This window comes from Rhizobium sp. BR 250 (genome assembly GCF_047445855.1).
In the GTDB taxonomy this organism is placed as follows: domain Bacteria; phylum Pseudomonadota; class Alphaproteobacteria; order Rhizobiales; family Rhizobiaceae; genus Agrobacterium; species Agrobacterium tumefaciens_I.
In genome coordinates this window covers 147,681-171,489 of sequence record NZ_JARWKW010000001.1, presented here as the reverse complement: position 1 = coordinate 171,489, position 23,809 = coordinate 147,681, and the positions used below count along the sequence as shown (strand labels likewise).

19 protein-coding genes, 1 tRNA gene and 1 riboswitch are annotated in these 23,809 nt (G+C 60.4%); of the genes, 14 read left to right on the top strand and 6 right to left on the bottom strand.

What is annotated here, in order from left to right; all coding sequences use genetic code 11:
- Positions 1 to 5 precede the first annotated feature (5 nt).
- Positions 6 to 1,121 (top strand): DUF2865 domain-containing protein, encoded by a 1,116-nt coding sequence (locus QD336_RS00865; RefSeq protein WP_499168884.1) that lies wholly within the window; start codon positions 6 to 8, stop codon positions 1,119 to 1,121.
- 199 nt (positions 1,122 to 1,320) lie between these two features.
- On the opposite strand, the gene bluB is transcribed toward QD336_RS00865, so the two are convergent.
- Together bluB and QD336_RS00855 are read right to left on the bottom strand one after the other, a co-directional pair.
- Complete coding sequence (gene bluB / locus QD336_RS00860; protein WP_269341232.1) at positions 1,321 to 2,037, bottom strand: 5,6-dimethylbenzimidazole synthase; 717 nt, start codon at positions 2,035 to 2,037, stop codon at positions 1,321 to 1,323.
- Positions 2,038 to 2,132: 95 nt separating this feature from the next.
- A riboswitch (cobalamin riboswitch) is annotated at positions 2,133 to 2,316 on the bottom strand.
- Positions 2,317 to 2,527: 211 nt separating this feature from the next.
- On the bottom strand, positions 2,528 to 3,358 hold the full coding sequence (locus QD336_RS00855; RefSeq protein ID WP_499168882.1) for a TolB family protein: 831 nt from the start codon (positions 3,356 to 3,358) through the stop codon (positions 2,528 to 2,530).
- A gap of 184 nt (positions 3,359 to 3,542) precedes the next feature.
- Here QD336_RS00855 and QD336_RS00850 point away from each other — a divergent pair, with 184 nt between their 5' ends.
- The gene (locus QD336_RS00850; RefSeq protein ID WP_499168880.1) at positions 3,543 to 3,920 is read left to right on the top strand and encodes a glyoxalase superfamily protein; all 378 of its coding nucleotides are present in this window, start codon (positions 3,543 to 3,545) and stop codon (positions 3,918 to 3,920) included.
- A gap of 90 nt (positions 3,921 to 4,010) precedes the next feature.
- Here QD336_RS00850 and QD336_RS00845 read toward each other — a convergent pair whose 3' ends face one another.
- Entirely contained in the window at positions 4,011 to 5,690 is a 1,680-nt protein-coding gene (locus QD336_RS00845) for an NAD+ synthase (RefSeq protein WP_269341229.1), read from the bottom strand.
- A 231-nt stretch (positions 5,691 to 5,921) separates the two neighbouring features.
- Here QD336_RS00845 and QD336_RS00840 point away from each other — a divergent pair, with 231 nt between their 5' ends.
- The 3 genes from QD336_RS00840 (at position 5,922) to sthA (ending at position 10,652) form a co-directional block, all read left to right on the top strand.
- Positions 5,922 to 7,856, top strand: a complete 1,935-nt coding sequence (locus tag QD336_RS00840; protein WP_499168878.1) for an LTA synthase family protein — start codon at positions 5,922 to 5,924, stop codon at positions 7,854 to 7,856.
- 115 nt (positions 7,857 to 7,971) lie between these two features.
- Positions 7,972 to 8,505, top strand: a complete 534-nt coding sequence (locus QD336_RS00835) for a DUF1003 domain-containing protein (protein WP_269341227.1) — start codon at positions 7,972 to 7,974, stop codon at positions 8,503 to 8,505.
- 743 nt (positions 8,506 to 9,248) lie between these two features.
- A complete protein-coding gene (gene sthA / locus QD336_RS00830; RefSeq protein ID WP_499168876.1) occupies positions 9,249 to 10,652 on the top strand; it encodes a Si-specific NAD(P)(+) transhydrogenase in 1,404 nt (467 codons plus the stop codon).
- A 246-nt stretch (positions 10,653 to 10,898) separates the two neighbouring features.
- On the opposite strand, the gene QD336_RS00825 is transcribed toward sthA, so the two are convergent.
- Positions 10,899 to 11,546, bottom strand: coding sequence for a hypothetical protein (locus QD336_RS00825; protein WP_499168874.1), 648 nt, complete (start codon positions 11,544 to 11,546; stop codon positions 10,899 to 10,901).
- A 650-nt stretch (positions 11,547 to 12,196) separates the two neighbouring features.
- Here QD336_RS00825 and QD336_RS00820 point away from each other — a divergent pair.
- Positions 12,197 to 12,976 (top strand): carbon-nitrogen hydrolase family protein, encoded by a 780-nt coding sequence (locus QD336_RS00820; protein WP_499169246.1) that lies wholly within the window; start codon positions 12,197 to 12,199, stop codon positions 12,974 to 12,976.
- Between the two features lie 138 nt (positions 12,977 to 13,114).
- On the opposite strand, the gene tig is transcribed toward QD336_RS00820, so the two are convergent.
- Entirely contained in the window at positions 13,115 to 14,593 is a 1,479-nt protein-coding gene (tig, locus tag QD336_RS00815) for a trigger factor (protein ID WP_269341224.1), read from the bottom strand.
- A 240-nt stretch (positions 14,594 to 14,833) separates the two neighbouring features.
- Positions 14,834 to 14,916, bottom strand: a tRNA-Leu gene (locus tag QD336_RS00810).
- Between the two features lie 648 nt (positions 14,917 to 15,564).
- On the opposite strand from QD336_RS00810, the gene QD336_RS00805 reads away from it, so the two are divergent.
- From QD336_RS00805 to QD336_RS00770, 8 genes are all read left to right on the top strand, one after another.
- Complete coding sequence (locus tag QD336_RS00805) at positions 15,565 to 15,711, top strand: DUF1127 domain-containing protein (RefSeq protein ID WP_173987005.1); 147 nt, start codon at positions 15,565 to 15,567, stop codon at positions 15,709 to 15,711.
- A 454-nt stretch (positions 15,712 to 16,165) separates the two neighbouring features.
- Entirely contained in the window at positions 16,166 to 16,309 is a 144-nt protein-coding gene (locus QD336_RS00800) for a DUF1127 domain-containing protein (RefSeq protein ID WP_003495735.1), read from the top strand.
- A gap of 522 nt (positions 16,310 to 16,831) precedes the next feature.
- Positions 16,832 to 18,289, top strand: coding sequence for a methylenetetrahydrofolate--tRNA-(uracil(54)-C(5))-methyltransferase (FADH(2)-oxidizing) TrmFO (gene trmFO / locus QD336_RS00795; RefSeq protein ID WP_499168871.1), 1,458 nt, complete (start codon positions 16,832 to 16,834; stop codon positions 18,287 to 18,289).
- Positions 18,290 to 18,440: 151 nt separating this feature from the next.
- The gene (locus tag QD336_RS00790) at positions 18,441 to 19,568 is read left to right on the top strand and encodes an S-(hydroxymethyl)glutathione dehydrogenase/class III alcohol dehydrogenase (RefSeq protein ID WP_499168869.1); all 1,128 of its coding nucleotides are present in this window, start codon (positions 18,441 to 18,443) and stop codon (positions 19,566 to 19,568) included.
- A 286-nt stretch (positions 19,569 to 19,854) separates the two neighbouring features.
- The gene (locus QD336_RS00785; RefSeq protein WP_499169245.1) at positions 19,855 to 20,595 is read left to right on the top strand and encodes a hypothetical protein; all 741 of its coding nucleotides are present in this window, start codon (positions 19,855 to 19,857) and stop codon (positions 20,593 to 20,595) included.
- A 106-nt stretch (positions 20,596 to 20,701) separates the two neighbouring features.
- The gene (locus tag QD336_RS00780; RefSeq protein WP_499168868.1) at positions 20,702 to 20,965 is read left to right on the top strand and encodes an acyl carrier protein; all 264 of its coding nucleotides are present in this window, start codon (positions 20,702 to 20,704) and stop codon (positions 20,963 to 20,965) included.
- Complete coding sequence (locus QD336_RS00775) at positions 20,962 to 22,494, top strand: AMP-binding protein (protein WP_499168867.1); 1,533 nt, start codon at positions 20,962 to 20,964, stop codon at positions 22,492 to 22,494. The genes QD336_RS00780 and QD336_RS00775 overlap by 4 nt, the downstream gene beginning before the upstream one ends.
- Positions 22,478 to 23,755 carry a type III PLP-dependent enzyme gene (locus QD336_RS00770; RefSeq protein ID WP_499168865.1) on the top strand — a complete coding sequence of 426 codons (1,278 nt, stop codon included), beginning with the start codon at positions 22,478 to 22,480 and terminating at the stop codon, positions 23,753 to 23,755. The genes QD336_RS00775 and QD336_RS00770 overlap by 17 nt, the downstream gene beginning before the upstream one ends.
- Positions 23,756 to 23,809: the final 54 nt, after the last annotated feature.

The following is a 23,809-nucleotide window of genomic DNA, read 5'->3' as shown; positions in this document are numbered from 1 at the left end:
CACAATTGACCCGGCGCAGCCGCATCATCGGCCTCCTGCTTCCCCTTGTTTTCATGGCCCCGGCCGCCGCTTTTGCGGATCAGGTCTGCGATACGCTTTATGCGCAGTTGCGCGAGCCGCCGCGCGTCGTCGGCAACACGGCCGAGGTGCGGCGCTACGCCAATGCGCTCGCGCGCCAGAACATCGTGATCCGCAAGATCAGGAACGATCTGCGCGGTTATGGCTGTTCGTCAGGCAGCGTCACTGTTTATGGCAATCCCAATGCCGGCCTCTGCGCTGAAATCGGCGATGCGCTCGCCGAGGCGGAGAGCGAACGCGACGCCATCATCCGCGACCGCGACGATGCCATGGCAACCGCGCGCAGCGACAACGGCGACATCAGACGCCAGCGCATTCTCGCCGCCCTTGATGCCAATGGCTGCAGCCCCGCCCCGGAAACGAACGCGCAATTGCCGCCGGCGCCCGATGTAACGCGTTATCCCGATGCCTTCCGGCAAAATGGCAACGAACCGGGACAAGCGGGGCTTTCACCCTACCCCAACGCCGCCGCCGAGGGTGGGCTTCGCACACTGTGCGTGCGCACCTGCGACGGCTCGTTCTTCCCGATCGCCTCCAATGCCTCACCGCTCGATTTCCGCGCCCAGGCCGAACAATGCCAGAAAATGTGCCCGGGAACCGAGACGGAGCTTTATTTCCATTCCATGGCGGATCAGGAAACCGCCGACATGATCTCCGCCGAAACCGGCAAACCCTACAAGGACCTGCCGACCGCCTTCGCCTACCGCAATTCCTCAACGAAAGCGCCCGGCTGCGCCTGCAACATGGCGGCCTATCACGAAGACATGCAAAAGCAGGAAGACGCCGCCCGGCCGGAATCCGAAAAGCCCTATTCCAGCATCACCACCATTCCATCACCCCAAGGTGACAAGAGTGGCGACAAGCAGCAGAAACCCGCCGAACAGCAACAGGCCGCCAAGCCACCGGAACAGCCCGTGCCCGAGCGCGACTATGATCCGAACGACGCCAAGGTGCGCGTTATCGGCCCGAAATTCCTGCCGGACCAGACGGGCCGGATCGACCTGAAGAACCCGGCATTGAAGGGCATTCAGCCGCAGCAGTGACATATGTTTTGGATCCGGGCAGGTACCACTTGCTTCTTCTCCCAGCCGGGGAGAAGTCCGCGGCAGCGGGATGAGGTGACAAGGGTCGAGATATTCGGAGAGCGTGCCCCCTCATCCGACCCTTCGGGCCACCTTCTCCCCGGCGGGGAGAAGAAACAAGCGGCAAGGCTCCACGTCACTCACAGACCGTCTAACTCCCTTACCGCCCGCCCCAGCGGTTGCGAAACACCAGTTCCTCCAGCGGCACACGCTGGCGCCAGCCCTTCACCGCCAGTTCCGGCTCGGTATAGAGCTCATTGACCCGCCCAAGGCACAGCCAGGCGACGATCTCGATATGCTCGGGGATATCGAGAATGGCGCGAACATCGCTGTCATGGAAGATGCTGACCCAGCCGACGCCGATGCCTTCGGCGCGGGCGGCGAGCCAGAGGTTCTGGATGGCGCAGACGGTGGAATAGACATCCGTGCGCGGATTGTGGGTGCGGCCCAGCACCACCTTGCCACCGCGCGTGGGATCGCAGGTGACGCAGATGCTGAGCGGCGCCTTGCGGATGCCTTCGAGCTTCAGGCTGCGATAAAGCGCCTGCTTTTCCCCCGCAAACATCGCCGCCGCCTCCTCATTGGCGCGGCTGAAGGCCACCCATGCCGCCTGGCGCACGGCGCCATCGGTGACGAGGGTGAAGTTCCATGGCTGCATGAAACCGACGGAAGGTGCGGAATGCGCCGCCTTCAGGAGGCGCTCGACGAGATCATCCGGCAGCGGGTCCGGCAGGAACTGGTCGCGCACATCGCGCCGCGTCTCGATGGCGCGGTAGATCGCCTCGCGCTCCTCCCCGGAAAACGGGCGGACGGGCGAAAGTGCGTGACTAAATGGGTTAACGTCAGGCGACGTGGTTAGAGGCGGTTCGGTCGGCATCGTTTATCCCCAACAATGCGGGCGCGCCGGTGCCGAAACCATGCCGGTTTGCAGCGACGACGCACTTTTTCAGCAACCTGCCGCCGTCCGCGCGGTTCGGTCTATCCTGCCAGGCCGGTCTTCTGACTAAGCTTCATCCGCCCCTTTTCGCCTTCCCGAATTGCTTCAGTGGCATGAGAAAAAGAGCATCCGCCTCACAGCGTTGGGCACGTTCCGGTCTCTCACCGGATTCCCGATTCTCCCGCCGCAAGGGCGGGCACCTGACTGGTAAAGCTATGGGCAAAAAGGCTTGCGAACGCAAGTATCGCCAAGGCCGCGCGACAATATGACCGTGCTCCTCACCTCCGTCATTCCGGCCTTGAGCCGGAATCCAGCCGACGCGGCTCTCACGCAGCGGAGGGCATCCTTTCAGCCCAATGACTTGGGCTGGCTGGATACCGGACCAAGTCCAGCATGACGGGAGGGGGTACACCACCTCGTCAGAATCGCATCACCCCACCGGGAAATATCTGACATAAGCGAACTCATCCCCATCCGGTGACCAGTTGGGGGAGTTCATCGTGCCCTGCCCGCCAAAAAGCTCAAACAGCGTTTCGACATTGCCGCCATCCATATCCATCAGCCGCACCCGCACATCAAGATCGCGCGGATGGTCGAAGACATCACCGTCATAAGAAACGAACACCACCTTGTCACCCTTCGGAGACGGGTGCGGAAACCAGTCGCCATAGGCGCTGTCGGTGATGCGCTCGACGGCAGAGCCATCCACCCGCACCCGCCAGATCTGCATCAGCCCGGTGCGGCTGGAATTGAAATAGATCCACGCGCCATCCGGCGAATAATCCGGCCCGTCATTGCGGCCTTCACCATGGGTAAGGCGTGTTTCAACACCGCTGTCTATGTCCATGGAATAAATATCGAAAACCTGATCGCGAATGCCGCAATAGGCAAAACCTTTCCCGTTGGGAGACCAGCCATGCCAGTAGGAAGGAAGGTTCTTCGTCATCAATCGCGGCGCGCCGCCCGCCGAAGGCAGCAGATAGATGGCGCTTTTGCCGAATTCCACCTTGTCGGAAATGGCATAAAGCGAACCGTCGGGCGAAATACCGTGATCGTTGTTGCAGAGCGTGGCAAAGCCGGTATCGACCTTTTCCGGCGAAACATCACCGGCAAGGGACAGCCGATAAAGCAGCCCTTCGCTGTTCAGCAGCAGATATTTGCCATCCGGTGACCAGTTCGGCGCCTCAAACAGCTCAGCTGTCTGCCACACCACCCGCATCTTGCCGGTGCGGATGTTGAAGATTTCGATGGAGCTGCGCATTCTGCCTCCCGGGCTTGTCAATGTTCCGACCGGAACGGCGCAGACATTCCATTTGCATCCGCCGCCGCCGTGGCTATGATCCTAGGGCGGCAGGCACCGTCCTGCAAATTCAAACCGGAAAAAACGCCAGCGCCCCGGCACCGTCCGCACCGCTTGCCGTTTCTCCCAGACCCGAGGTTCCGCGATGAATACCATCGCCGATCACGGCATCCGCTTCGGGCGGATCGCCGCAATGCTTCCTGTCAGGAATATCGAAAAGGCCCATGATTTTTATGTCGGTGTGCTTGGTTTCGAAAAGACCTTCGAAAACGGCAATCCCGTCGGTTTCATGATCCTGAAACAGGGCAATGCCGAACTGCACCTGACATTGCAGCCGACGCATAAGGCAGCCCCCTTCAACGTGGCGCATATGCTGGTGAGCGATGTCAATGCGCTGCATGCGATTTGCAAGAGCCATGGGCTGCGTATCATCAAAGGGCTGCAGGACAAGGACTATGGCCTGAGGGCCTTTGTGTTTGAAGACCCTGATGGCAACCGTATCGATGTGGGGCAGGTCATTTGAGATGAGCGGGCGGCGCGGGGTTTTCTCCGCGCCGTCCGTTTAAACACGAAGGCTTATTGTGAACCGAGCGCCCGCCGAACCTACCCGCGATCACCGATCCCGGAACCGGTTGGTAATCGGATAACGCCGGTCCCGCCCAAAGTTCTTCTTGGTGATCTTCACACCCGGGGCCGATTGCCGGCGTTTGTATTCGGCCAGATAAAGCAGATGCTCCACCCGGTGCACCGTTGCCACATCATGGCCGCGTGCCAGAATTTCCTCGACCGACATTTCCTTCTCGACAAGGCATTCCAGAATATCGTCCAGCACCGGATAGGGCGGCAGCGAATCCTGATCGGTCTGGTTGGGACGCAATTCGGCCGACGGCGCCTTGGCGATGATGTTGGCGGGGATCACCTCGCCGGAAGGGCCGAGCGCCCCCGGCGGCACATGGGCGTTGCGCCAGCTGGAAATGGCATAGACCTGCATCTTGTAGAGGTCCTTGATGGGGTTGAAACCGCCATTCATGTCGCCGTAAAGCGTCGCATAACCCACCGACATTTCCGACTTGTTGCCGGTCGTCACCACCATCGAGCCGAATTTGTTCGAGACAGCCATGAGGATGGTGCCACGTGTGCGGCTCTGCAGGTTTTCTTCGGTAATGCCCTCTTCCGTTCCCTCGAAGAGATCGGAAAGCGCCGAGAGAAAACCTTCCACCGGCTCGGCAATCGGCACGATGTCATAACGGCAGCCAAGCGCCTTTGCGCAATCGGCCGCATCCTTCAGCGATTCTTCCGAGGTGTAGCGGTAGGGCAGCATGATGCAGCGCACCCGCTCCTCGCCCAGCGCGTCGACCGCCAATGCGGCACAGATCGCCGAATCGATGCCGCCGGAAAGGCCGAGAACCACGCTCTTGAAACCGTTCTTGTTGACGTAATCCCTAAAGCCCAGCATGCAGGCGCGGTAATCCGCCTCCTCACCTTCCGGAATTTTCGAGAAAGGCCCGCTTTCGCAATGCCAGCCATCCGCGGTGCGTTTCCAGTCGGTAACGGCAAGCGTGGCCTCGAACTGGCTCATCTGGAAGGCAAGCGTCTTGTCGGCATTAAAGCCGAAGCTTGCGCCGTCGAACACCAGCTCGTCCTGCCCGCCCAGCTGGTTGGCGAAAACGAGCGGCAGGCCGCTTTCGATCACCTGCCGGAGCGCCACCTGATGGCGCACATCCAGCTTGCCGCGATAATAGGGCGAGCCATTCGGCACCAGCAGGATTTCCGCCCCGCTTTCGGCGAGCGTCTCGCACACGCCCATATCGTTCCAGATTTCCTCGCAAATCGGAATGCCGATCCTGACACCGCGGAAATTATAGGGCCCGGAAATCGACCCTTCGGAGAAAACACGCTTTTCGTCGAACTCGCCGTAATTCGGCAGGTCGATCTTGTCGCGCAACGCGATGATCTTGCCGCCATCCAGAAGCGCCACCGAATTGTGCCGGCCCGTCTCGCCCTGACGCGGGAAACCGATAACCACGCCCGGCCCGCCATCGGCGGTTTCGGCCGCCAGTTCCTCGACAGCCTTGAGGCAAGCCTTCAGGAAAGCCGGCTTCAGCACCAGATCCTCAGGCGGATAGCCGGATATGAACAGCTCGGTCAGAAGCAGAAGATCGGCGCCCTGCGTCGCCGCATCGGCCCGCGCCTCACGCGCCCTGGCGAGGTTGCCCGCCACGTCGCCAACAGTCGGATTGAACTGCCCGACGGCAATCCGGAGATGGTTCTTGATATCGTGTCTGTCGCTCATGCCCATTCAATACCGCGCCCGTGGCCGCTCCGCAACGCGGCAATTGCATGCCGCAACCCGGCTGCGCGAACAGGTATCCGCGTTCACACGAAGGTTATCGCCGCGCCCGCCAGGTTGCGCAAAGTTCATGTCGCATTCATCGCGCTTATGTGACAGTTACATGACACTTTTGCGACGCCCGATTCACCTCCCCGGATCGGTGCTGCCGCCTGCAATACCGGAGTAACAGGTTTGAGAGATTCGGCGCCAAAAACAACGGCTTCCGAAAAGGCTGGTTTCGTCTTTTCGCCTGCGGGACTTAGGAGCCTTTCGAAGCTTTCGGGCGCGGCCTATACGCTTGCCAATCTGACGGTCGCATCCATCGTGCTCGTCGTGGCGTTGGAGTGGATCGCACGCGGTTCGCTCCATGATGTCGGCGCTTTCCTCACCTCGTCCGCCCGCCCGGGCGTGACCACCATCGCCGCCGTGCTCGCCCTTCTTCTGGCGCTGGACGCGCTGCTTGGCCGGCGTTACCTGTCTCTGATTGCCGTCACTCCGCTCTGCGCGCTGACGGGGCTGATTTCGGCGCAGAAACAGACCTACCTCTCCGATCCGCTTTATCCCTCCGACTTGCTGTTCGGCCGGCAGATCCTCGAGCTTCTGCCCACCATGCTGAAGGCCCAGCCCCTGACGGCGGTGCTGGTGGGCCTCGGCATCTGTGCCGCCATCGCCGCACTTGTGGCGCTGTGGCTGCTGGCGCGCCGCCATTCGCCAGGCTTGAGCTGGCGCGAGCGCGTGGCAGGCCTCGTGCTGGCGCTACCGCTTCTTGCCGGTCTCGCCTCGTTGATGGATTATTCGCATTATTCCTGGGTGCGCGATCGCCTCAACATCATTCCCATGATGTGGGACCAGCAGRAAAATTACCGCCATAACGGCTTCCTGATGGCCTTCGCCTTCAACATTCCCATGGCCAATGTCTCGGCGCCCGAGGGTTATGGCGACAACAGCATCGCCGACCTTACCTCGAAGCCTGCCTCCTTCGCCGCCAACAAGGGCGATTACCCCGATGTCATCATGCTGATGAGTGAATCGCTGTGGGATCCGACCCGGCTGGAAAACGTCGAACTGTCGGCCGATCCCATGCCGACGATCCGCGCCAAGCAGTCCGGCAACGTGTTCTCGCCGGAATTCGGCGGCATGACAGCCAATGTGGAATTCGAGGCGCTGACCGGCTTTTCCAACGCCTTCCTGCCCTATGGCAGCATTCCTTATCAGCAATATATCCGTCGCCCTGTGCCCTCGCTCGCCAGCTTCTTCCGCGGCGAAGGATATTCCGCCATCGCCATGCATCCATTCCAGGAATGGTTCTGGAACCGCAAGCAGGTCTATAAAAACTTCGGCTTCGAGGAGTTCCGCTCCGAAGAAACGCTGCCACCCATGGAAAAACGCGGCAACTTCGCCTCCGACGATGCGCTGATGGACGAGATCATGGCGACCGCCGACACGGCGAAGAACCCGCTCTTCCTCTTTGCTGTCACCCTGCAGGGGCACGGCCCCTACGAGGCAACCCGGTATGCCGAAAATACCATCGGCATCGAAGGCAGCCTTTCCGCCTCGGCCTCGCAGGCGCTCGCCACCTATTCTCAGGGCGTAGCGGAAGCCGACGAGTCGCTCGCCAAATTGATGCGCTGGGCAAAAAAGCGCGACCGGGAAACCATCATCGTCCTCTTCGGCGATCACTTGCCGCCGCTCGGCCAGGCCTTCGTGGAAAGCGGTTACATGCCGGGCATGGTGGCCAGCCGCCGCGCGCCGCTGGAGGTGATGAAGAAGGAGCACGAGACGCCGCTCGTCGTCTGGTCATCGAAGAAGGGCGTGCGCAGGAATATCGGCACCATCAGCCCGGCGCTTCTGCCCTACCATGTGCTGAAGACCGCCGGTTTCTCCGATCCCTTCTATACCGGCACGCTGGGTGACGTTCAGCAGGAATTTTCCGTCATCGACCGCCATATGCTGGTGGCAAGCGACGGCAAGGCCCTGCCCGACTGGTCAATCGCGCCGAACGCCGTTCCGGACGTGGTGCGCGATTACCGCCTGCTGCAGTTCGACATGATGTTCGGCCAGCAATATGGCCGCGAACGCTTCTTCCCCGGCTTCAACTGGCTGCATGAGGGCACGCCCTCCGTGTGATGTTTTTCGGCGGGGGCGCTGAACCGCATGGTGGTGGAAATCGTTTGAATTCCGCCACCATGCGGGTTTATCTCGGGAAACATCCGCATCGCCCCATCAGAACCGGAGACACGCCGTGTCAGATATCTCCGACTATATCGTTTCGCATTTCAAACGCTCCTCCCGCGAAATCGGCGAAGTGGAGCGGCGCATTCTGGAACTGTCGCACCAGAAAAAGCTGATTTCGCGCGATACCAACGCGGAATTTTCCGCCGGCGCCACGTTAGGCGACAGGCTGGCCGACAATATCGCCAGGGTCGGCGGCTCCTGGGGTTTTATCCTCGCATTCTGTTTTTTCCTGATCTTCTGGGCCGTGATTAATACCATCATCCTGACCACCGGCGCCTTTGATCCCTACCCCTTCATCTTCCTCAACCTGCTGCTTTCCATGCTGGCGGCCATCCAGGCGCCGATCATCATGATGTCGCAGAACCGGCAGGCCGCCCGCGACCGTTTTGAGGCCGCCAAGGACTATGAAGTGAACCTGAAGGCCGAGCTGGAAGTGCTTTCACTGCATGAAAAGATCGATGTGAAGGTGCTGGCCGAACTGGCCGCACTCCGGCAGGATCTCGCCGCCCTGCACCGCCACGTCACCCGCAAGGAAGACTGACGCCGGAAAAACTCATCCCCGCTTTTCCCCGCCCGGTTCACCGCTGTTATCCTCTCACCAGTCCTGCCGGGTGGGCGCCAGACGTGGCGGAAACCGAGGGACGGTTCTGATGGGGACGGTGGCACGTTCGTGACGACAGGACCATTTCGCAAGGCGCGGTGCACGGCCCTTGCGAGATACGGCATGGTGAAAGACCCGGCTGCGCAACGCATCCGACCCACACCAACCCCAACTGAAGCGCAGCCGGGCAATCGCCCGACGTTCTCCATCCATCCCCCGCCCGGCGGCGCCGCGCGGGATGAAGCTGTTGGGTTTTTGGGGGCCTTTTCAGGACGTGTGTGCGGCTCACCCCCCTCTGCCCTGCCGGGCATCTCCCCCTCAAGGGGGGAGATCGGCAGGAGGCTCTCCTACCGCTTCATTCTCAACCGTCGAGATGGGCGAGACCTTGCCGCAGATCGATCTCCCCCCTTGAGGGGGAGATGCCCGGCAGGGCAGAGGGGGGTGAGCCGCACGCACCTCGGTTCGCCGTGAACAGACAACCTCCCGAAACTTCACCCCCAGTTACGAATCCGTCAGATTCTTACGCTACAGATTGACGCAGGCGTTTGTTGCATTGCACTCTAGCGGGCAAGGCTGAAGGGGAATCACTCCCCGTCGTCAAAATGGCATCACGACCATTTCGCAGCGACGCCATGCCGGGTGCGACATCCGGTATCCAAATACATTCTGTTCCGGGGTTTTTCATGTACCAGTTCGATCTGATTGTTGTCGGCAGCGGTCCGGCGGGAAGACGGGCCGCCATTCAGGCCGCCAAGCTCGAAAAGAGGGTTCTGGTCATCGAGAAAGGCAGCCGCGTCGGCGGCGTTTCGGTGCATACCGGCACCATCCCATCAAAGACCCTGCGCGAAACCGCGCTCAACCTCACCGGCTGGCGCGAGCGCGGTTTTTATGGCCGTTCCTATCGCGTCAAGCAGGAGATCGACGCGGAAGACCTGCGCCGCCGCCTGCTCATCACGCTGGATCATGAGGTCGAGGTGCTGGAGCACCAGTTCGCCCGCAACCGCGTGCAGCATATTCGCGGCACGGCAAGCTTTGTTGACGCCAACACCATGAAGGTGGTGAAGAACGACGGCGAGATCATGAACGTCACCGGCACGTCCATCCTGCTCACCATCGGCACGCGCCCCTACCGGCCGCCGCACATTCCCTTCGATGGTGAGGCGGTGCTTGATTCGGACGAGATTCTCGAGATCAAGGAACTGCCACGCTCCATGGTCGTGGTCGGGGCCGGCGTCATCGGCATCGAATATGCCACGATTTTCAGCGCGCTCGACACGCAGGTGACGGTGGTTGAGCCGCGCGAAACGATGCTGGAATTCATCGACAAGGAAATCGTCGAGGACTTCACCTATCAGCTGCGCGACCGCAACATGAAGCTGATCTTCGGCCAGAAGGCGGAAAAGGTGGAACGCGACGAAAGCGGCAAATGCCTCGTTTCGCTCAGCAATGGCCGCGTGCTGAAAGCCGAGACCGTGCTCTTCGCCGCCGGCCGCGTCGGCGCCACCGATACGCTCAATCTTTCCGCCTGCGGGCTGGAGGCCGACAGCCGTGGCCGCCTGAAGGTCGACCCCGAGACTTTCCAGACCTCGGTGCCGAACATCTATGCCGCGGGCGATATCATCGGTTTCCCGAGCCTTGCCTCCACCTCCATGGAACAGGGCCGCATCGCCGCCCGCCATGCCGTCGGCGCACCGGCCGGCGAACCGCCGCAGTTTTTCCCCTATGGCATCTATGCCGTACCGGAAATCTCCACCTGTGGCCTGACGGAAGAAGAAGTCATCGAACGCAACATTCCCTATGAATGCGGCATCGCCCATTTTCGCGAAACCTCGCGTGGCCACATCATGGGCCTCGACAGCGGCTTGCTGAAGATGATCTTCTCGCTGAAAACCCGTCGCCTGCTCGGCGTCCACATCGTCGGCGAAGGTGCCACCGAACTGGTGCATATCGGCCAGGCGGTGCTGAACCTGAAGGGCACGGTGGAATATTTCGTCGAGAATACCTTCAACTATCCGACACTCGCCGAGGCCTACAAGATCGCCGGGCTGGATGCGTGGAACCGCATGGGTGAGATCAAGAAGGATTAAGCGGCGTATTCAGCGGGACCACAAATGCCATGCGAACGCTTTTGGCAGGGTCGTAGCCTCCCCTCCTCGTCACCCCGGACCTGATCCGGGGCCTGGCCGGCTCAAGTCCTTGGGCTGAAAAGACTTTCCTCACGGCGCAGACGCGCCGTGGCTGGATGCCGGATCAAGTCCGGCATGGCGGAAGAAGACATTCCTCTGCTTCTTCCCCTTTATCCAGAGACGACCACCGCGCTAACAGTCCGTCCCTCACCACCGAATGCTATACCGCGCACTCACCCCCGGCCGGAAATGATCCGCATATCCCTGATCGAGCGTGCCCCGCACGGTCAGGTGATCGCCGATCTTCTGCTCCACCGCCACGCCGCTGCTGAACTCGTTGAAGCTGTTGCGGCTCGCCCCTGTCAGGATAAAGGCCGTGCCGGTTTCGGCGCGGGACAACCGCAGCGACTGCGATACATCAAGCCCATTCCATTGCTGCGCCGTGCCGTCATAACGCACGGTGAAATTACGGTTCGCCTCGATGTCGAGTTCCGGCGTGACAATGCGCTTCTGCTGCGAGGTCATGGAAACGCTGCTCGAGCCTGTCAGGGCATTGAAGATGACGCCGACATCACGCGCAAGCGAGACGCCGGGCAGCTGTTCGGCCAGCAGCGTGACATTGCCCCACACCCGCACCGGCGTATCCACCACCTGCCCCGCCTTCGAAGCACTCATGCCCATTTCCAGCCCCGCCCGAATGGGCGTATCGACCGGCAGCTTCGCACCGATGCGGGCCGTATAGGAGCGGTCGGAGTTCTTGACCGGCTTCCAGATCAAGCCGGCCTCATCCGCATGGGCGCCACCGGCGGCAGTGAAGAGCGATAATAAAAGGGCGGAACCCGTTCGGAGCGACATATTTGTCCCCTGGCAAATTAAGGGCGCGCGGGGAGAACCCGGCAGGCACGGTAAAAGCTCAAGGCCAATGGTTTGGCAGCGATGACGCCACATCAAAGCGGCGCACAATGCCCGAGCGGCCGCATTCTGCGACCGGGGCAAATCATGCTGCGCAGGGTGCCAGATGAACGGGAGATGAACAAGAGCAGATGCAGCAAAAAATCATGCTGCACTGCATTGTGATCGGGAAGCTTCATTTGGCCCGGTGCCTCGGCCGCTTGACGAATCGGCGGTTTCCAACCGATATTTGTCACCGCGTAGCCTGCGCCTAACCTCCACGACCTTCCCCAGCAGGGTCTTCAACGGAGGCAAAGGGACTATAGTCTCGGGCAACTGTCTTGGGTCCGATCGTTTCGGGCGAGTTGCTGGGGAACTGCGTCCGAGACCTGAAAGGCCTGACAATGACGCAAAATGGCAATCTAAAACGCCGCGTAAGAGCTCGCGCCGCCAAAACCGGCGAATCTTATACAGCTGCTCTCCAGCATATTCGTAGAATACCGGACGCTCCTTTGAGCAACTCAATACGGATGGCTGTCGCACAGACATCCTTGTTCAACGATCCTCGTGACGTCTCTGCCCTAAAGACCTGCGGACAGGAAATGCGCCATCTTATGAGCGAGGCTCATAAGGCTGGTGCTCGCATCATACATTTCCCCGAAGGCTCAACATGCTGGCCTCATAAACGGATAATGTCGGAGAGTGGCCCGCGGGAAATCGGCCCTTCCGACTGGACACGCTTTGAATGGGAAACTCTGCGCGAAGAGTTGGAGGCGACGCGAAAACTGGCGCGTAAGCTGAAGCTTTGGACGATTGTCGGGTCCGTTCATCAGCTTACGCCGCCTCACCGGCCGTATAACAGCCTGTATGTCATCTCCGATCGCGGGAAGCTTGTAACGCGTTACGACGAGCGCCTGCTGTCGAACACCAAAATCTCGTTCATGTATTCGCCGGGAAGTGTACCGGTGACGTTTGAAGTTGATGGCGTGCGTTTCGGTTGCGCGCTTGGAATGGAAGCGCACTACCCGGAAATATTCATGGAATACGAGAAGCTGAACGTCGATTGCGTGCTGTTTTCCACCGCAGGCGATGGCCCGTCCAATGCCCCGGCATTTGCCGCCGAGATATTGGGGCATGCCGTGAGCAACACCTATTGGGCCAGCTATTCCACCCTGGCGGCTCAGAGCACAGCTGCTCCCTCGGGAATCGCCGCACCGGATGGCCGATGGGCAGCGCAATGCCCGATGAATGGTTTACCGGCTATCGCCATAGCAGACATTACCATCGATCGTGAAAATCCCGCGCGACCATGGCGGCGAAAAGCCCGTGGCGATCTTTATGCGCCTCATCAGGTGAATAATGATCCCAGAAGCGATAGCCGGGAGCGATTTTAACAGTCGAGATCGGCCAGCGGCGCTGTTTGGCTCCGCTGGCCACCGCGCAAAGCGGAACGGACGGCTCGCCCAGACGAAACAAAAAAGGCCGCAGCTTTCGCCGCGGCCTTTTGTTCAATCAGCTTGCACTGAACAAGATTATTCGGCGTCGCCTTCAGCGGCCTTCTTCTTGGCCGGAGCCTTCTTCTTCGGAGCGGCTTCTTCGCCTTCAGCGGCGTCGTCAGCCTTGGCAGCAGCCTTTTTCTTGGCCGGAGCCTTCTTCTTGGTTTCCGTTTCTTCTTCGCCGTCGTCAGCCAGCAGCTCTTCCTTGGAAACGGTCTTGTCCGTTACCGAGATTTCCGTGAGCAGCTTGTCGATGACCTTTTCTTCGAAGATCGGAGCGCGCAGCGAAGCGGAAGCGCCGGGGGTGTTGCGGAAGAAATCGAGGATTTCCTTCTGCTGGCCCGGGAACTGCTGCAGCTGCTGGAACAGCGCGCGCTGCATTTCTTCTTCGGTCACTTCAACGCCGGCCTTTTCGCCGATTTCGGAGAGAACGAGGCCGAGACGGACGCGGCGTTCAGCAAGCTTGCGATATTCTTCGCGGGCTTCTTCTTCGGTCGTGTCTTCGTCAGCGAAGGTCTTGCCGGACTGGGCAAGATCGGTGTTGATCTGGCGCCAGATGTTGTCGAACTCGGCGTCAACGAGGCCAGCCGGCGTGTCGAACTTGTACATTTCGTCGAGCTGGTCGAGGATCTGACGCTTGACCTTCTGGCGGGTGACGTTGCCGTACTGGCTTTCGATCTGGCCCTTGACGATTTCCTTCAGCTTTTCAGCCGATTCGAGGCCGAGCTTGGTGGCCAGTTCGTCGTTGATTTCAACGGCAGCAGCGGCGGCAACTTCCTTGACGGTGATGTCGAAGTTGGCGTCCTTGCCAGCGAGGTTCGCAGCCGGGTAGTCGGCCGGGAAGGTCACGGTGATGGTCTTTTCGTCGCCGGCCTTGACGCCAACGAGCTGGTCTTCGAAGCCGGGGATGAAGCGGCCAGAACCGAGAACCAGTTCTGCGTCTTCAGCAGCGCCGCCGTCGAAGGCAACGCCGTCAACCTTGCCGAGATAGTTCATGGTGACGCGGTCGCCGTCAGCAGCCTTGCCCTTCTTGGTCTCGTAGGTGCGGGCGCTTTCAGCGATCTTGAGGATCTGCTCGTTGATTTCGTCTTCGGAGACTTCAACAACTTCGCGGGTAACCTTGATGCCGTCATTGGCCTTCAGTTCGATGGCCGGGATGATTTCGTAAGCAACGGTGAATTCGAAATCGGATTCGGCCGACAGGATCTTTTCGGCTTCCTGCTCGTCTTCGGTCATGGAGATCGCCGGCTGGGTAGCAGACTTCTCGCCGCGGCTGGAAAGGATTTCGGAAGGCTTTTCACGAACCAGCTCGTTGACGAGGTCAGCCATGATGGACTTGCCGTACATCTTCTTCAGATGGCCCATCGGCACCTTGCCGGGACGGAAACCGTTGATGCGAACCTTGTCCTTGGCGTCAACCAGGCGCTCATCCAGACGGGCCTTCATGTCGGCAGCCGGGATAACGATTTTGAGTTCGCGCTTCAGCCCTTCAGCGAGCGTTTCGATAACCTGCATTTTCCTAACCTTCACATCATGGCGGCGGTGCTCAGACAGCCGTTGGTTTACTTTCGAGCACTGCGCCGGAAACATCGTTCCCCGGCCGTGGCTTCCCTTATTTCTTTACACAAGCGCCTGCCGCACATCATTACGCCTGCACCGGAGAAAAAGACCAAAGGGGAGAAATGAACCCCGAAGCTCCCCGCATCTTATAAAGATGCACTCTGGCGCAAGCGTGGCACAGCCATGCCTTGCTTGTGGTGCGGGTAGAGAGACTCGAACTCCCACGCCGAAGCGTTGGTACCTAAAACCAATGCGTCTACCAATTCCGCCATACCCGCACGTTGGGCGGCGGTATGTCACAATGTTCAGAAAGGGTCAAGCACGCCTTATCGCCGCCTTTCGTTTCCTCCGGACTTTTATTGAGCCCGCCGCGCTGATGGAAGGCGGGCGGCCCTCTTCCACCCTGGCCGCCGGCCCAGGACGGAAACGAACAGGCAATCAGGCAGGCTTTATCCCGCACCGGAAAACCGTCCGCACCTTTACAACCTCGGCTCCCGGTCCAGTCACACATCTGCGCGGGAAGCGCATGCGGCAAAGCGGGCAATATTTATGCGGCTATGCTGACATTATATATAGCACCGCCTGCGGCTGACATCGCCGAAGGGTCCCCGGTCGTCAAATCCGCAAGCCGTCCTTCCGCCCCTGCCCGCCGCCCCGCACCGGCCTTGCCCCGCGTCTTCGCATCACAAACCCTTCCACAGCCACCAAAAGCTCATAAATTGGTCACAAATTATGCATGAATCGCCGCAATCGGGGCGATTTACCGGATTGCCTTGCATTTCATGCATAGGTGACATCTTGCTTTGTCTGTTTTTGTTTCGCTTAAACCGATTATATTCGTGGTCATACAGAGATCAGTTCAGCCCCGGACCAAAGCCTCCCAAGACTGGCCGTAGAGACTGAACCGCACGAAGAGGAAGATGAAAATGAACATTGCACGCTCGCTGACCAACTGGCGCAAGTATCGTCAGACCGTAACCGAACTCGGCCGCATGAGCGACCGCGAACTGAATGACCTCGGCATCGGCCGTCAGGACATCCGCCGCGTCGCCAAGACCGCCGTCGGCATCTAATACGCCCCGCCGCTCAAATGCGGCGGATGCGAAGACGACCTCCCCAAAAAGGCCTGAGGCTCCCGCCTCTGGCCTTTTTTCGTTTGGGCAATCCTGAACCCGGCCACGCTTCCTTGCGCATGCGCGGCGCCTGGATGAAAAATGCATCGGTCGAATACGGCCCCATGCGGCACTCTTTGCCCTCTTTTGTGCCTCCTTCGACACGGCTAAAGCCCGGAACCCCTGCCAAATCCGTCAAAAACGCCTGAAACGCGGGCATTTCCGCTCATATTTTGCTCAGATGATATTCAAAGCCGCAAATTTAGCCGACATAGTGCACAAATGCATGGCAGTAGCCTAAATTCTGCACTGCACAACATGGCTCAATGTCTATATATAAAACCTCAACAGCCGAGAGCACAGAGAAACACTGAGCCGGCAGACGAAATCACAAAGATAGATTGAGGAAACGACCATGAACCCTATCCGCATTGCAAAGAACTGGATCTCCTACCGCCGCACGATCAACGAACTCGGCAGCCTCTCCAACCAGGCTCTGAGCGACATCGGTCTGACCCGTTACGACATTCGTAACGTAGCAGCCCGTTCGTTCCGCTAAGGCGTAAACGATCGTCCCGCTGCCCGACCTCCAGGGCGCGACGATCGAGCGACAGGTTAAAAAGCGGCGCCTCTGGCGCCGTTTTTGATTCTGGGTGTTTGCTGGAGATCGGCCTTCGCCATCGCATCCAGAATCATGGGCTGCAAGGAAGACCGCAGCATCGCGGTATATTTCTTCTCCCCGCCGGGGAGAAGGTCGCCCGAAGGGCCGGATGAGGGGGCAACGTTGCCGATTACCTCTACCGTCGCCCCCTCATCCCGCTGCCGCGGACTTCTCCCCCGCGGGGGAGAGGAAACAAGCAGTGACCACTCGCCCCCCCCCCCAAATACCTGCCTGCTTTTTCAGCCCTGCCGAGAACCTGGCAGCCTGACACCCCACAGCCCCCCAACCCGCAAAAACATTTGGCTGCCCCGGCCATGCATGCTAGTGCATCCGCAGACAATGCCGCGTCCTGAACGGACCCGCGCGGAACCATCACTCGAAAAATCGCCGCCGGACGGGAGCTTTGCCCCGCGGGGGCCCATGGACGCCAGCATGCAAGACAAGACCATTTCTCCCATTCACGTCGTGGGCGGCGGACTGGCCGGCTCGGAAGCCGCATGGCAGATTGCTGAGAGCGGCGTGCCCGTCATCCTGCATGAAATGCGCGGCGTGCGCGGCACGGATGCGCATAAGGGCGATACGCTGGCGGAACTGGTCTGTTCCAACTCCTTCCGCTCCGACGATGCGACGGCCAATGCGGTCGGCGTCATTCACGCCGAAATGCGGCTTGCCGGTTCGTTGATCATGGCCTGCGCCGACAAACATCAGGTGCCGGCCGGCGGCGCGCTTGCCGTCGACCGCGACGGATTTTCGCAGGCTGTAACGGACAAGCTGGAAAGTCACCCGCTGGTGACCATCCTGCGCGAAGAAGTAACCGGCCTGCCGCCAAAGGAATGGGGCAGCACCATCATCGCCACCGGCCCGCTCACCTCGCCGGATCTGGCGGCTGCGGTGCAGGCCCAGACGGGCGAAGATGCGCTGGCATTCTTTGACGCCATCGCCCCCATCGTGCACCGCGACAGCATCAACATGGATATCTGCTGGTATCAGTCGCGTTACGACAAGGTCGGCCCCGGCGGCACCGGCAAGGACTACATCAACTGCCCCATGGATGAGCAGCAATATAACGCCTTCATCGATGCGCTGATCGCCGGTGACACGGTGGGCTTCAAGGAATGGGAAGGCACGCCGTATTTCGACGGCTGCCTGCCGATCGAGATCATGGCCGAACGCGGCCGCGAAACGCTGCGCCACGGCCCGATGAAACCGATGGGCCTGACCAATGCCCATAACCCCACCGTCAAGGCTTATGCCGTCGTCCAGCTGCGTCAGGACAATGCGCTCGGCACGCTCTACAACATGGTCGGTTTCCAGACCAAGCTGAAATACGGCGTGCAGGCGGATGTATTCCGCATGATTCCGGGCCTCGAAAATGCGGAATTCGCCCGCCTCGGCGGACTGCACCGCAACACCTATATCGATTCCCCCATCCTGCTCGATCACTCGCTGAAGCTGAAATCGCGGCCGGACCTGCGTTTCGCCGGCCAGATCACCGGTTGCGAGGGTTATGTGGAAAGCGCCTCCGTCGGCCTTCTCGCCGGCCGTTTCGCCGCCGCCGAACAGAAGGGTGAGGCCCCTAGCCTGCCGCCTGCCACCACTGCACTCGGCTCGCTGCTCAACCACATCACCGGCGGCCACCTCTCCTCCGATGATGAGCCGGGCAAGCGCTCCTTCCAGCCGATGAATATCAATTTCGGCCTGTTCCCGGAACTGGCGCCGGGCTCCATCGTCAAGCCGGAAGGCGTGAAGCGCTTCCGCGGCAAGGACAAGACCATCATGAAGCGCCAGCTCGTCGCAGCGCGGGCGCTCAAGGATTGTGCGGCGTGGCTTGGCGTGGAACACGTCGCAACGGAACAAGCGGGCGACGCAACGCCATAGGCCTGCCACGCATCTATCAGCCAAAATGAAGGGGCGTGTGTCCGCACACGCCCCTTTTCCATTCCGGGTCACCGGATTTTGCCTTGCCCGGCCAGCCGCGCTCGGGCAAAACCTTTTTACTTCGACATTATAAAGACTGAGGAGATCGAATATGGACGTTCGCGCCGCTGTTGCCATTCAGGCAGGAAAACCGCTTGAGGTCATGACCGTTCAGCTTGAAGGTCCCCGCGCCGGTGAAGTGCTGATCGAAGTCAAGGCCACTGGTATCTGCCATACCGACGATTTCACCCTCTCAGGCGCCGATCCGGAAGGTCTGTTTCCGGCGATCCTCGGCCATGAGGGTGCGGGCATCGTCGTTGATGTCGGCCCCGGCGTCACCTCGGTCAAGAAGGGTGACCACGTCATTCCGCTCTATACGCCGGAATGCCGCGAGTGCTACTCCTGCACCTCGCGCAAGACCAATCTCTGCACCTCGATCCGCGCCACGCAGGGCCAGGGCGTGATGCCTGATGGCACCTCGCGCTTCTCGATCGGCAAGGACAAGATCCATCACTATATGGGCTGCTCGACCTTCTCGAACTACACGGTCCTGCCGGAGATTGCTCTGGCCAAGATCAACCCGGACGCGCCCTTCGACAAGGTCTGCTACATCGGCTGCGGCGTGACGACGGGTATCGGCGCCGTCATCAACACCGCCAAGGTCGAAATCGGCTCCACGGCAATCGTTTTCGGTCTCGGCGGCATCGGCCTCAACGTGCTGCAGGGCCTGCGCCTTGCCGGTGCGGACATGATCATCGGCGTCGACATCAACCCGGACCGCAAGGCCTGGGGCGAAAAATTCGGCATGACCCATTTCGTCAACCCGAAGGAAGTCGGCGACGACATCGTGCCCTATCTCGTCAACATGACGAAGCGTAATGGCGACCTGATCGGCGGTGCGGACTACACGTTCGATTGCACCGGCAATACCAAGGTCATGCGCCAGGCACTGGAAGCCTCGCATCGCGGCTGGGGCAAATCGGTCATCATCGGCGTTGCCGGCGCCGGCCAGGAAATCTCCACCCGTCCGTTCCAGCTGGTCACCGGCCGCAACTGGATGGGCACCGCCTTCGGTGGCGCGCGCGGCCGCACGGATGTGCCGAAGATCGTCGACTGGTACATGGAAGGCAAGATCCAGATCGACCCGATGATCACCCACACCATGCCGCTTGAAGACATCAACAAGGGCTTTGAGCTGATGCACAAGGGTGAATCGATCCGCGGCGTCGTTGTTTATTGATCGATGAAGATGAAGACGGGTGCGCATTATCGCGCGCCCGTCCATTCATGCAAATGTGATCGCCGCCAGCCCCTTGCAGCCATTGCGATTAACGGGACAGTAAATCTATCCTCGTATGCCAATACTGCGCGGCGGAGTTGAAAATCTCTCCCCGGCCAGAGCAAGGCCAGACAGCGGAGAGCGACCCCTGAAAATCGTACTGATCGACAACGGAAACCGCTCCGCCGCCGTTGGCCTTCTGGCGAAAGGTTTTCCGGAAAAAAGCGAGGCCTTCTGGGCGCGCGGCCTGTCGCTCATCAGCGAACATCACGAACGGCGCGAACTCGGCCCGATCGGCCAATTGCTGATGAAGGGCGACGTTGCCGCAGGCGTCCTGCTGACGATCAGAAGCCGCCTGCCCGATACCGGCCAGGTTATCGTCAATCTTTCAAGCTGGTATGTCGAGCCGTCCTGCCGCTGGTTCGCGCCGCGCATGCTGCAAATGGCGTCATCTGACGAAAACGAACTCTTCACCGATCTCACGCCCTCCGCCGAAGCCTGCAAGCTGAACGAGCGGCTGGGGTTTCACACGGTGACGGATTACACATTGTTTTATCCCCTGCCGTTGGCGGCATTTCGCCCCGCAGGCGCGCGGCTTCGTCCGCTGACGCAGACAATGGCGGAAACCCTGTCTTCTGAAACACGCGACGTGCTGGAAGACCACATCCGTCTCGGCTGCATCGTGGCCATCATGGAGGCGGAAGGGCGACGCCACCCGCTGGTATTCCTGAAAACCACAACCAGGAAACTGCCCTCCGCCCGCCTGATCTATTGCGAGGACCGGCAGATTGCGCAAAGGCATCTGCCTGCCATTGCCCGCCACCTGCTTGGCAAAGGCCGACTTGCCCTGACAATCTCGGCTTGCGAAAAAGACCGGCATGCTGGCGGCTTTGCCGCACATAAATTCGCACCGATACAAGTAAAAGGCGCATGGAACCCACGGTTTATTAACGAAACTTACTCAGAGTTGGTGTTATTGCCACCCTAGGTATTCTAGTGAATCCTGCGCGACCCGATGGAATCCTGGCCTTTACAGGCGAAACGGCATTCCGGGGCGGGTCCGAGCGGATCAAACGGGAAATTGGAGAACAAGCATGCTCGTAGCGAAAGAAAATGAAATCGACATTGCCGACACCATTTATTCCTACCTTGCCGACCGTTTTCCCGCCTACGCGCCCTTCTCCACCGATACCGAGCTTCTCGAAGGAGGCGTGATCGATTCGCTCGGTTTTCTGGAGCTGATGGTCTTTCTCGGCGAAAGTTTCGGCATCATTCTGAATGACGAGCATTTCACGCCGGACAATCTCGGTACACCCGCCGATCTCGTCACCTTCGTTCTCAGGGAACGGAGGAGATGACACCCCATTTCCTGCTGCACCATCTTCTCACCGCACGGGCGGCAAGCGAGGATCAGGCGCTTGTTCACAAGGAACAAACGCTGAATTATCGCGAATTCGCGGAGGCGGCGGCACGTTGTGCGGCGGCATTGCAGGAAGCGGGCGTTGAACGCGGCGACCGCATCGTCATCTACCTGCCGCGCGGCATCGAAGAATGCTGGTCGATCTTTGGCGTGAGCATGGCATCCGGCGTTTTCGTGCCCGTCAATGCGCTGCTGAAGGCGCAGCAGATCCGCCATATCGTCAGCGATTGCGGCGCAAGGATCGTCATCAGCAACGCGGCGATGATGGGTGAACTGAAGGCGGCGCTGGGTGACCTTCCCGATGTCACTATCCTGCTTGCGGAAGAGATCGCGGCACGCAAAAGCCCGTCCGCCCGCCCTTCGGCGGCAATCGGCGAGGACCTTGCCGCCATCCTTTATACGTCCGGCTCCACCGGTTCGCCCAAGGGTGTGATGCTGTCGCATCGCAATCTTCTGGCCGGCGCGCGCATCGTGCGCACCTATCTCGATATTACCGGCAAGGACCGCATTCTCTCCCTCCTGCCCTTCAGCTTCGATTATGGCCTCAACCAGCTGCTGACGGCGGTGGAACAGGGCGCGACCACGATCATCTCCACCTTCCGGCTGGGCGACGAGATTGTCCGCGATCTGCGTGACCACGCAGTGACCGGTCTTGCCGGTGTGCCGACGATCTGGGCGATCCTGACGCGGGCGGCCCCTTTGCTTGCGAAAACGCCGCTGCCGCATCTGCGCTACATCACCAATTCCGGCGGGCGTGTGCCGCAGGAAACCGTAAAGGCGCTGCGCGAGAAGCTGCCGGATACGAAAATCTACCTGATGTATGGCCTCACCGAAGCCTTCCGCTCCACCTTCCTGCCGCCGGATGAAATCGACCGCCGCCCGACCTCCATCGGCAAGGCCATTCCCGAATGTGAGATATTCATCGTCACCGATAAGGGACAAAGGGCAAAACCGGGCGAACCCGGCATTCTCGTGCATCGCGGCCCGACCGTTTCGCTCGGTTACTGGAACCGCCCGGAAGACACGGCAAAGGTGCTGCGCCCGCACCCCTTCATTCCGGCGACGCTCGGCGGCGAGACGGTGTGTTATTCCGGCGATCTGGCCGTGGAGGATGAAGACGGTTTCTTCAGCTTCGTTGCCCGCAACGATGCGATGATCAAATCCTCCGGCTATCGCATCAGCCCGACCGAGGTGGAGGAAAGCCTGATGTCGACGGGGCTTTTTCGTGAGGTCGCCGTCATCGGCCTGCCCGACCCCTTTGCCGGTGAAAAGGTGCATGCCGTGGCAACCGCGGCCAATGAGAATATCGATGTGTCGGCAGCGCTGAAAAAGGCTGCCGAAATGCTCGCCCCCTTCATGATCCCGCGCACCATCGAACTGGTGGAACGACTGCCGGTAACGGCCAATGGCAAGGTGGACTACCGCGCGCTGGTGCGCGAACGGACGGACAATGGCGCCCACGGATAAATCCCAGAACCACGGCCCGACCCTTGCGGCCGGGTTATTCGACATTCGCGAAAACGATCTGATGATCGGCGGACTTGCGGTTGGCGATATCATCGCCGGGACGGAAACGCCGTGCTTCATCTATGACGCAAGCGCCATGCGCCGCGCCTACCGCGATCTCGAAACGGCGCTCGCAGGCTTTGCCGATATCTATTATTCGGTGAAAGCCAATCCCCTGCCCGCCATCATCGCGCTGTTCCGGCAGGAAGGTGCGGGCGCTGAAATCGCCTCCGTCGGCGAATATCGCGCTGCCGTGAAGGCCGGTGTCGCGCCGGAAAACATCATCTTCGCCGGCCCCGGCAAGGGCATGGCCGAATTGCGCGAGGTCATCGAGGGCGGTATCGGCGAAATCCACATCGAGAGCGCCGAGGAAATCGCCCGCATCGAGGCAATCGGCAAGCCGGTGAAGGCGTCGATCCGCATCAACCCGGTGCCGGATGCGCAGGCGGGCGCCATGCGCATGGGCGGCAAGGCCACGGCCTTCGGTTTTGATGAAGAAGAGCTGGAAAACGTCCTGAAGCTCTTTGCGGACATTCGGCATATCGATCTCGTCGGTATCCATATTTACGGCGGCACGCAGATCCTCGATGCCGACATGCTTGTCTCCCAATGGCGACACGCCATCGCTCTTGCCGCGCGCATGGCGGACATGCTCGGCAAGCCGCTCGAAACCATCGATCTCGGCGGCGGCCTTGGCATTCCCTATTTCGCCGGGGAAACACCGCTCGATCTCGCGAAGGTGGCCGCCGCCATTCCCGATCTCAAGGCGCTTCTTAAAGAGCACCCGCTGATCGCCGATGCCCATGTCATCGTCGAACCCGGCCGCTTCCTTGCCGGTCCCGGCGGTCTCTATGTGGCGGAAGTCAATTCGGTGAAGACATCACGCGGCACCACCTTCGTGGTGACGGACGGCGGCATGCACCATCACCTCGCCGCCTCCGGCAATCTCGGCCAGATCGTCAAACGCAACTACCCCATCGTCGCACCGGCCATGATGCAGGCGGCGCATGAGGAGACGGCCACCATCGTTGGCCCGCTCTGCACGCCGCTCGACACGCTGGCCCGCAATGCGGCGCTGCCGAAGCTGAAGGCCGGAGATCTCCTCGCCATCCTGCAATCAGGGGCTTATGGCGCGACCGCCAGCCCTGCAGGTTTTCTCAGCCATGCGGCGGCGAAGGAAGTGCTGGTGGAAGGTGGTGTGTTCGCGGTGATCGGGCGCTGACCACATTCCAATAGCGAAAAACCGGGCCGTTTTTCCGCGGGCATATTCGCGATG

Bases quoted from the DNA above. Each gene is read 5' to 3' on its own strand.
- bluB (WP_269341232.1), bottom strand. From the start codon at position 2,037: ATGCCGACCGAACCGCCTCTAACCACGTCGCCTGACGTTAACCCATTT.
- QD336_RS00805 (WP_173987005.1), top strand. From the start codon at position 15,565: ATGAACATTGCACGCTCGCTGACCAACTGGCGCAAGTATCGTCAGACC.
- QD336_RS00770 (WP_499168865.1), top strand. From the start codon at position 22,478: ATGGCGCCCACGGATAAATCCCAGAACCACGGCCCGACCCTTGCGGCC.
- QD336_RS00855 (WP_499168882.1), bottom strand. From the start codon at position 3,358: ATGCGCAGCTCCATCGAAATCTTCAACATCCGCACCGGCAAGATGCGG.
- QD336_RS00845 (WP_269341229.1), bottom strand. From the start codon at position 5,690: ATGAGCGACAGACACGATATCAAGAACCATCTCCGGATTGCCGTCGGG.
- sthA (WP_499168876.1), top strand. From the start codon at position 9,249: ATGTACCAGTTCGATCTGATTGTTGTCGGCAGCGGTCCGGCGGGAAGA.
- QD336_RS00825 (WP_499168874.1), bottom strand. From the start codon at position 11,546: ATGTCGCTCCGAACGGGTTCCGCCCTTTTATTATCGCTCTTCACTGCC.
- tig (WP_269341224.1), bottom strand. From the start codon at position 14,593: ATGCAGGTTATCGAAACGCTCGCTGAAGGGCTGAAGCGCGAACTCAAA.
- QD336_RS00800 (WP_003495735.1), top strand. From the start codon at position 16,166: ATGAACCCTATCCGCATTGCAAAGAACTGGATCTCCTACCGCCGCACG.
- QD336_RS00850 (WP_499168880.1), top strand. From the start codon at position 3,543: ATGAATACCATCGCCGATCACGGCATCCGCTTCGGGCGGATCGCCGCA.
- QD336_RS00820 (WP_499169246.1), top strand. From the start codon at position 12,197: ATGAGCGAGGCTCATAAGGCTGGTGCTCGCATCATACATTTCCCCGAA.
- QD336_RS00775 (WP_499168867.1), top strand. From the start codon at position 20,962: ATGACACCCCATTTCCTGCTGCACCATCTTCTCACCGCACGGGCGGCA.
- QD336_RS00780 (WP_499168868.1), top strand. From the start codon at position 20,702: ATGCTCGTAGCGAAAGAAAATGAAATCGACATTGCCGACACCATTTAT.
- QD336_RS00790 (WP_499168869.1), top strand. From the start codon at position 18,441: ATGGACGTTCGCGCCGCTGTTGCCATTCAGGCAGGAAAACCGCTTGAG.
- trmFO (WP_499168871.1), top strand. From the start codon at position 16,832: ATGGACGCCAGCATGCAAGACAAGACCATTTCTCCCATTCACGTCGTG.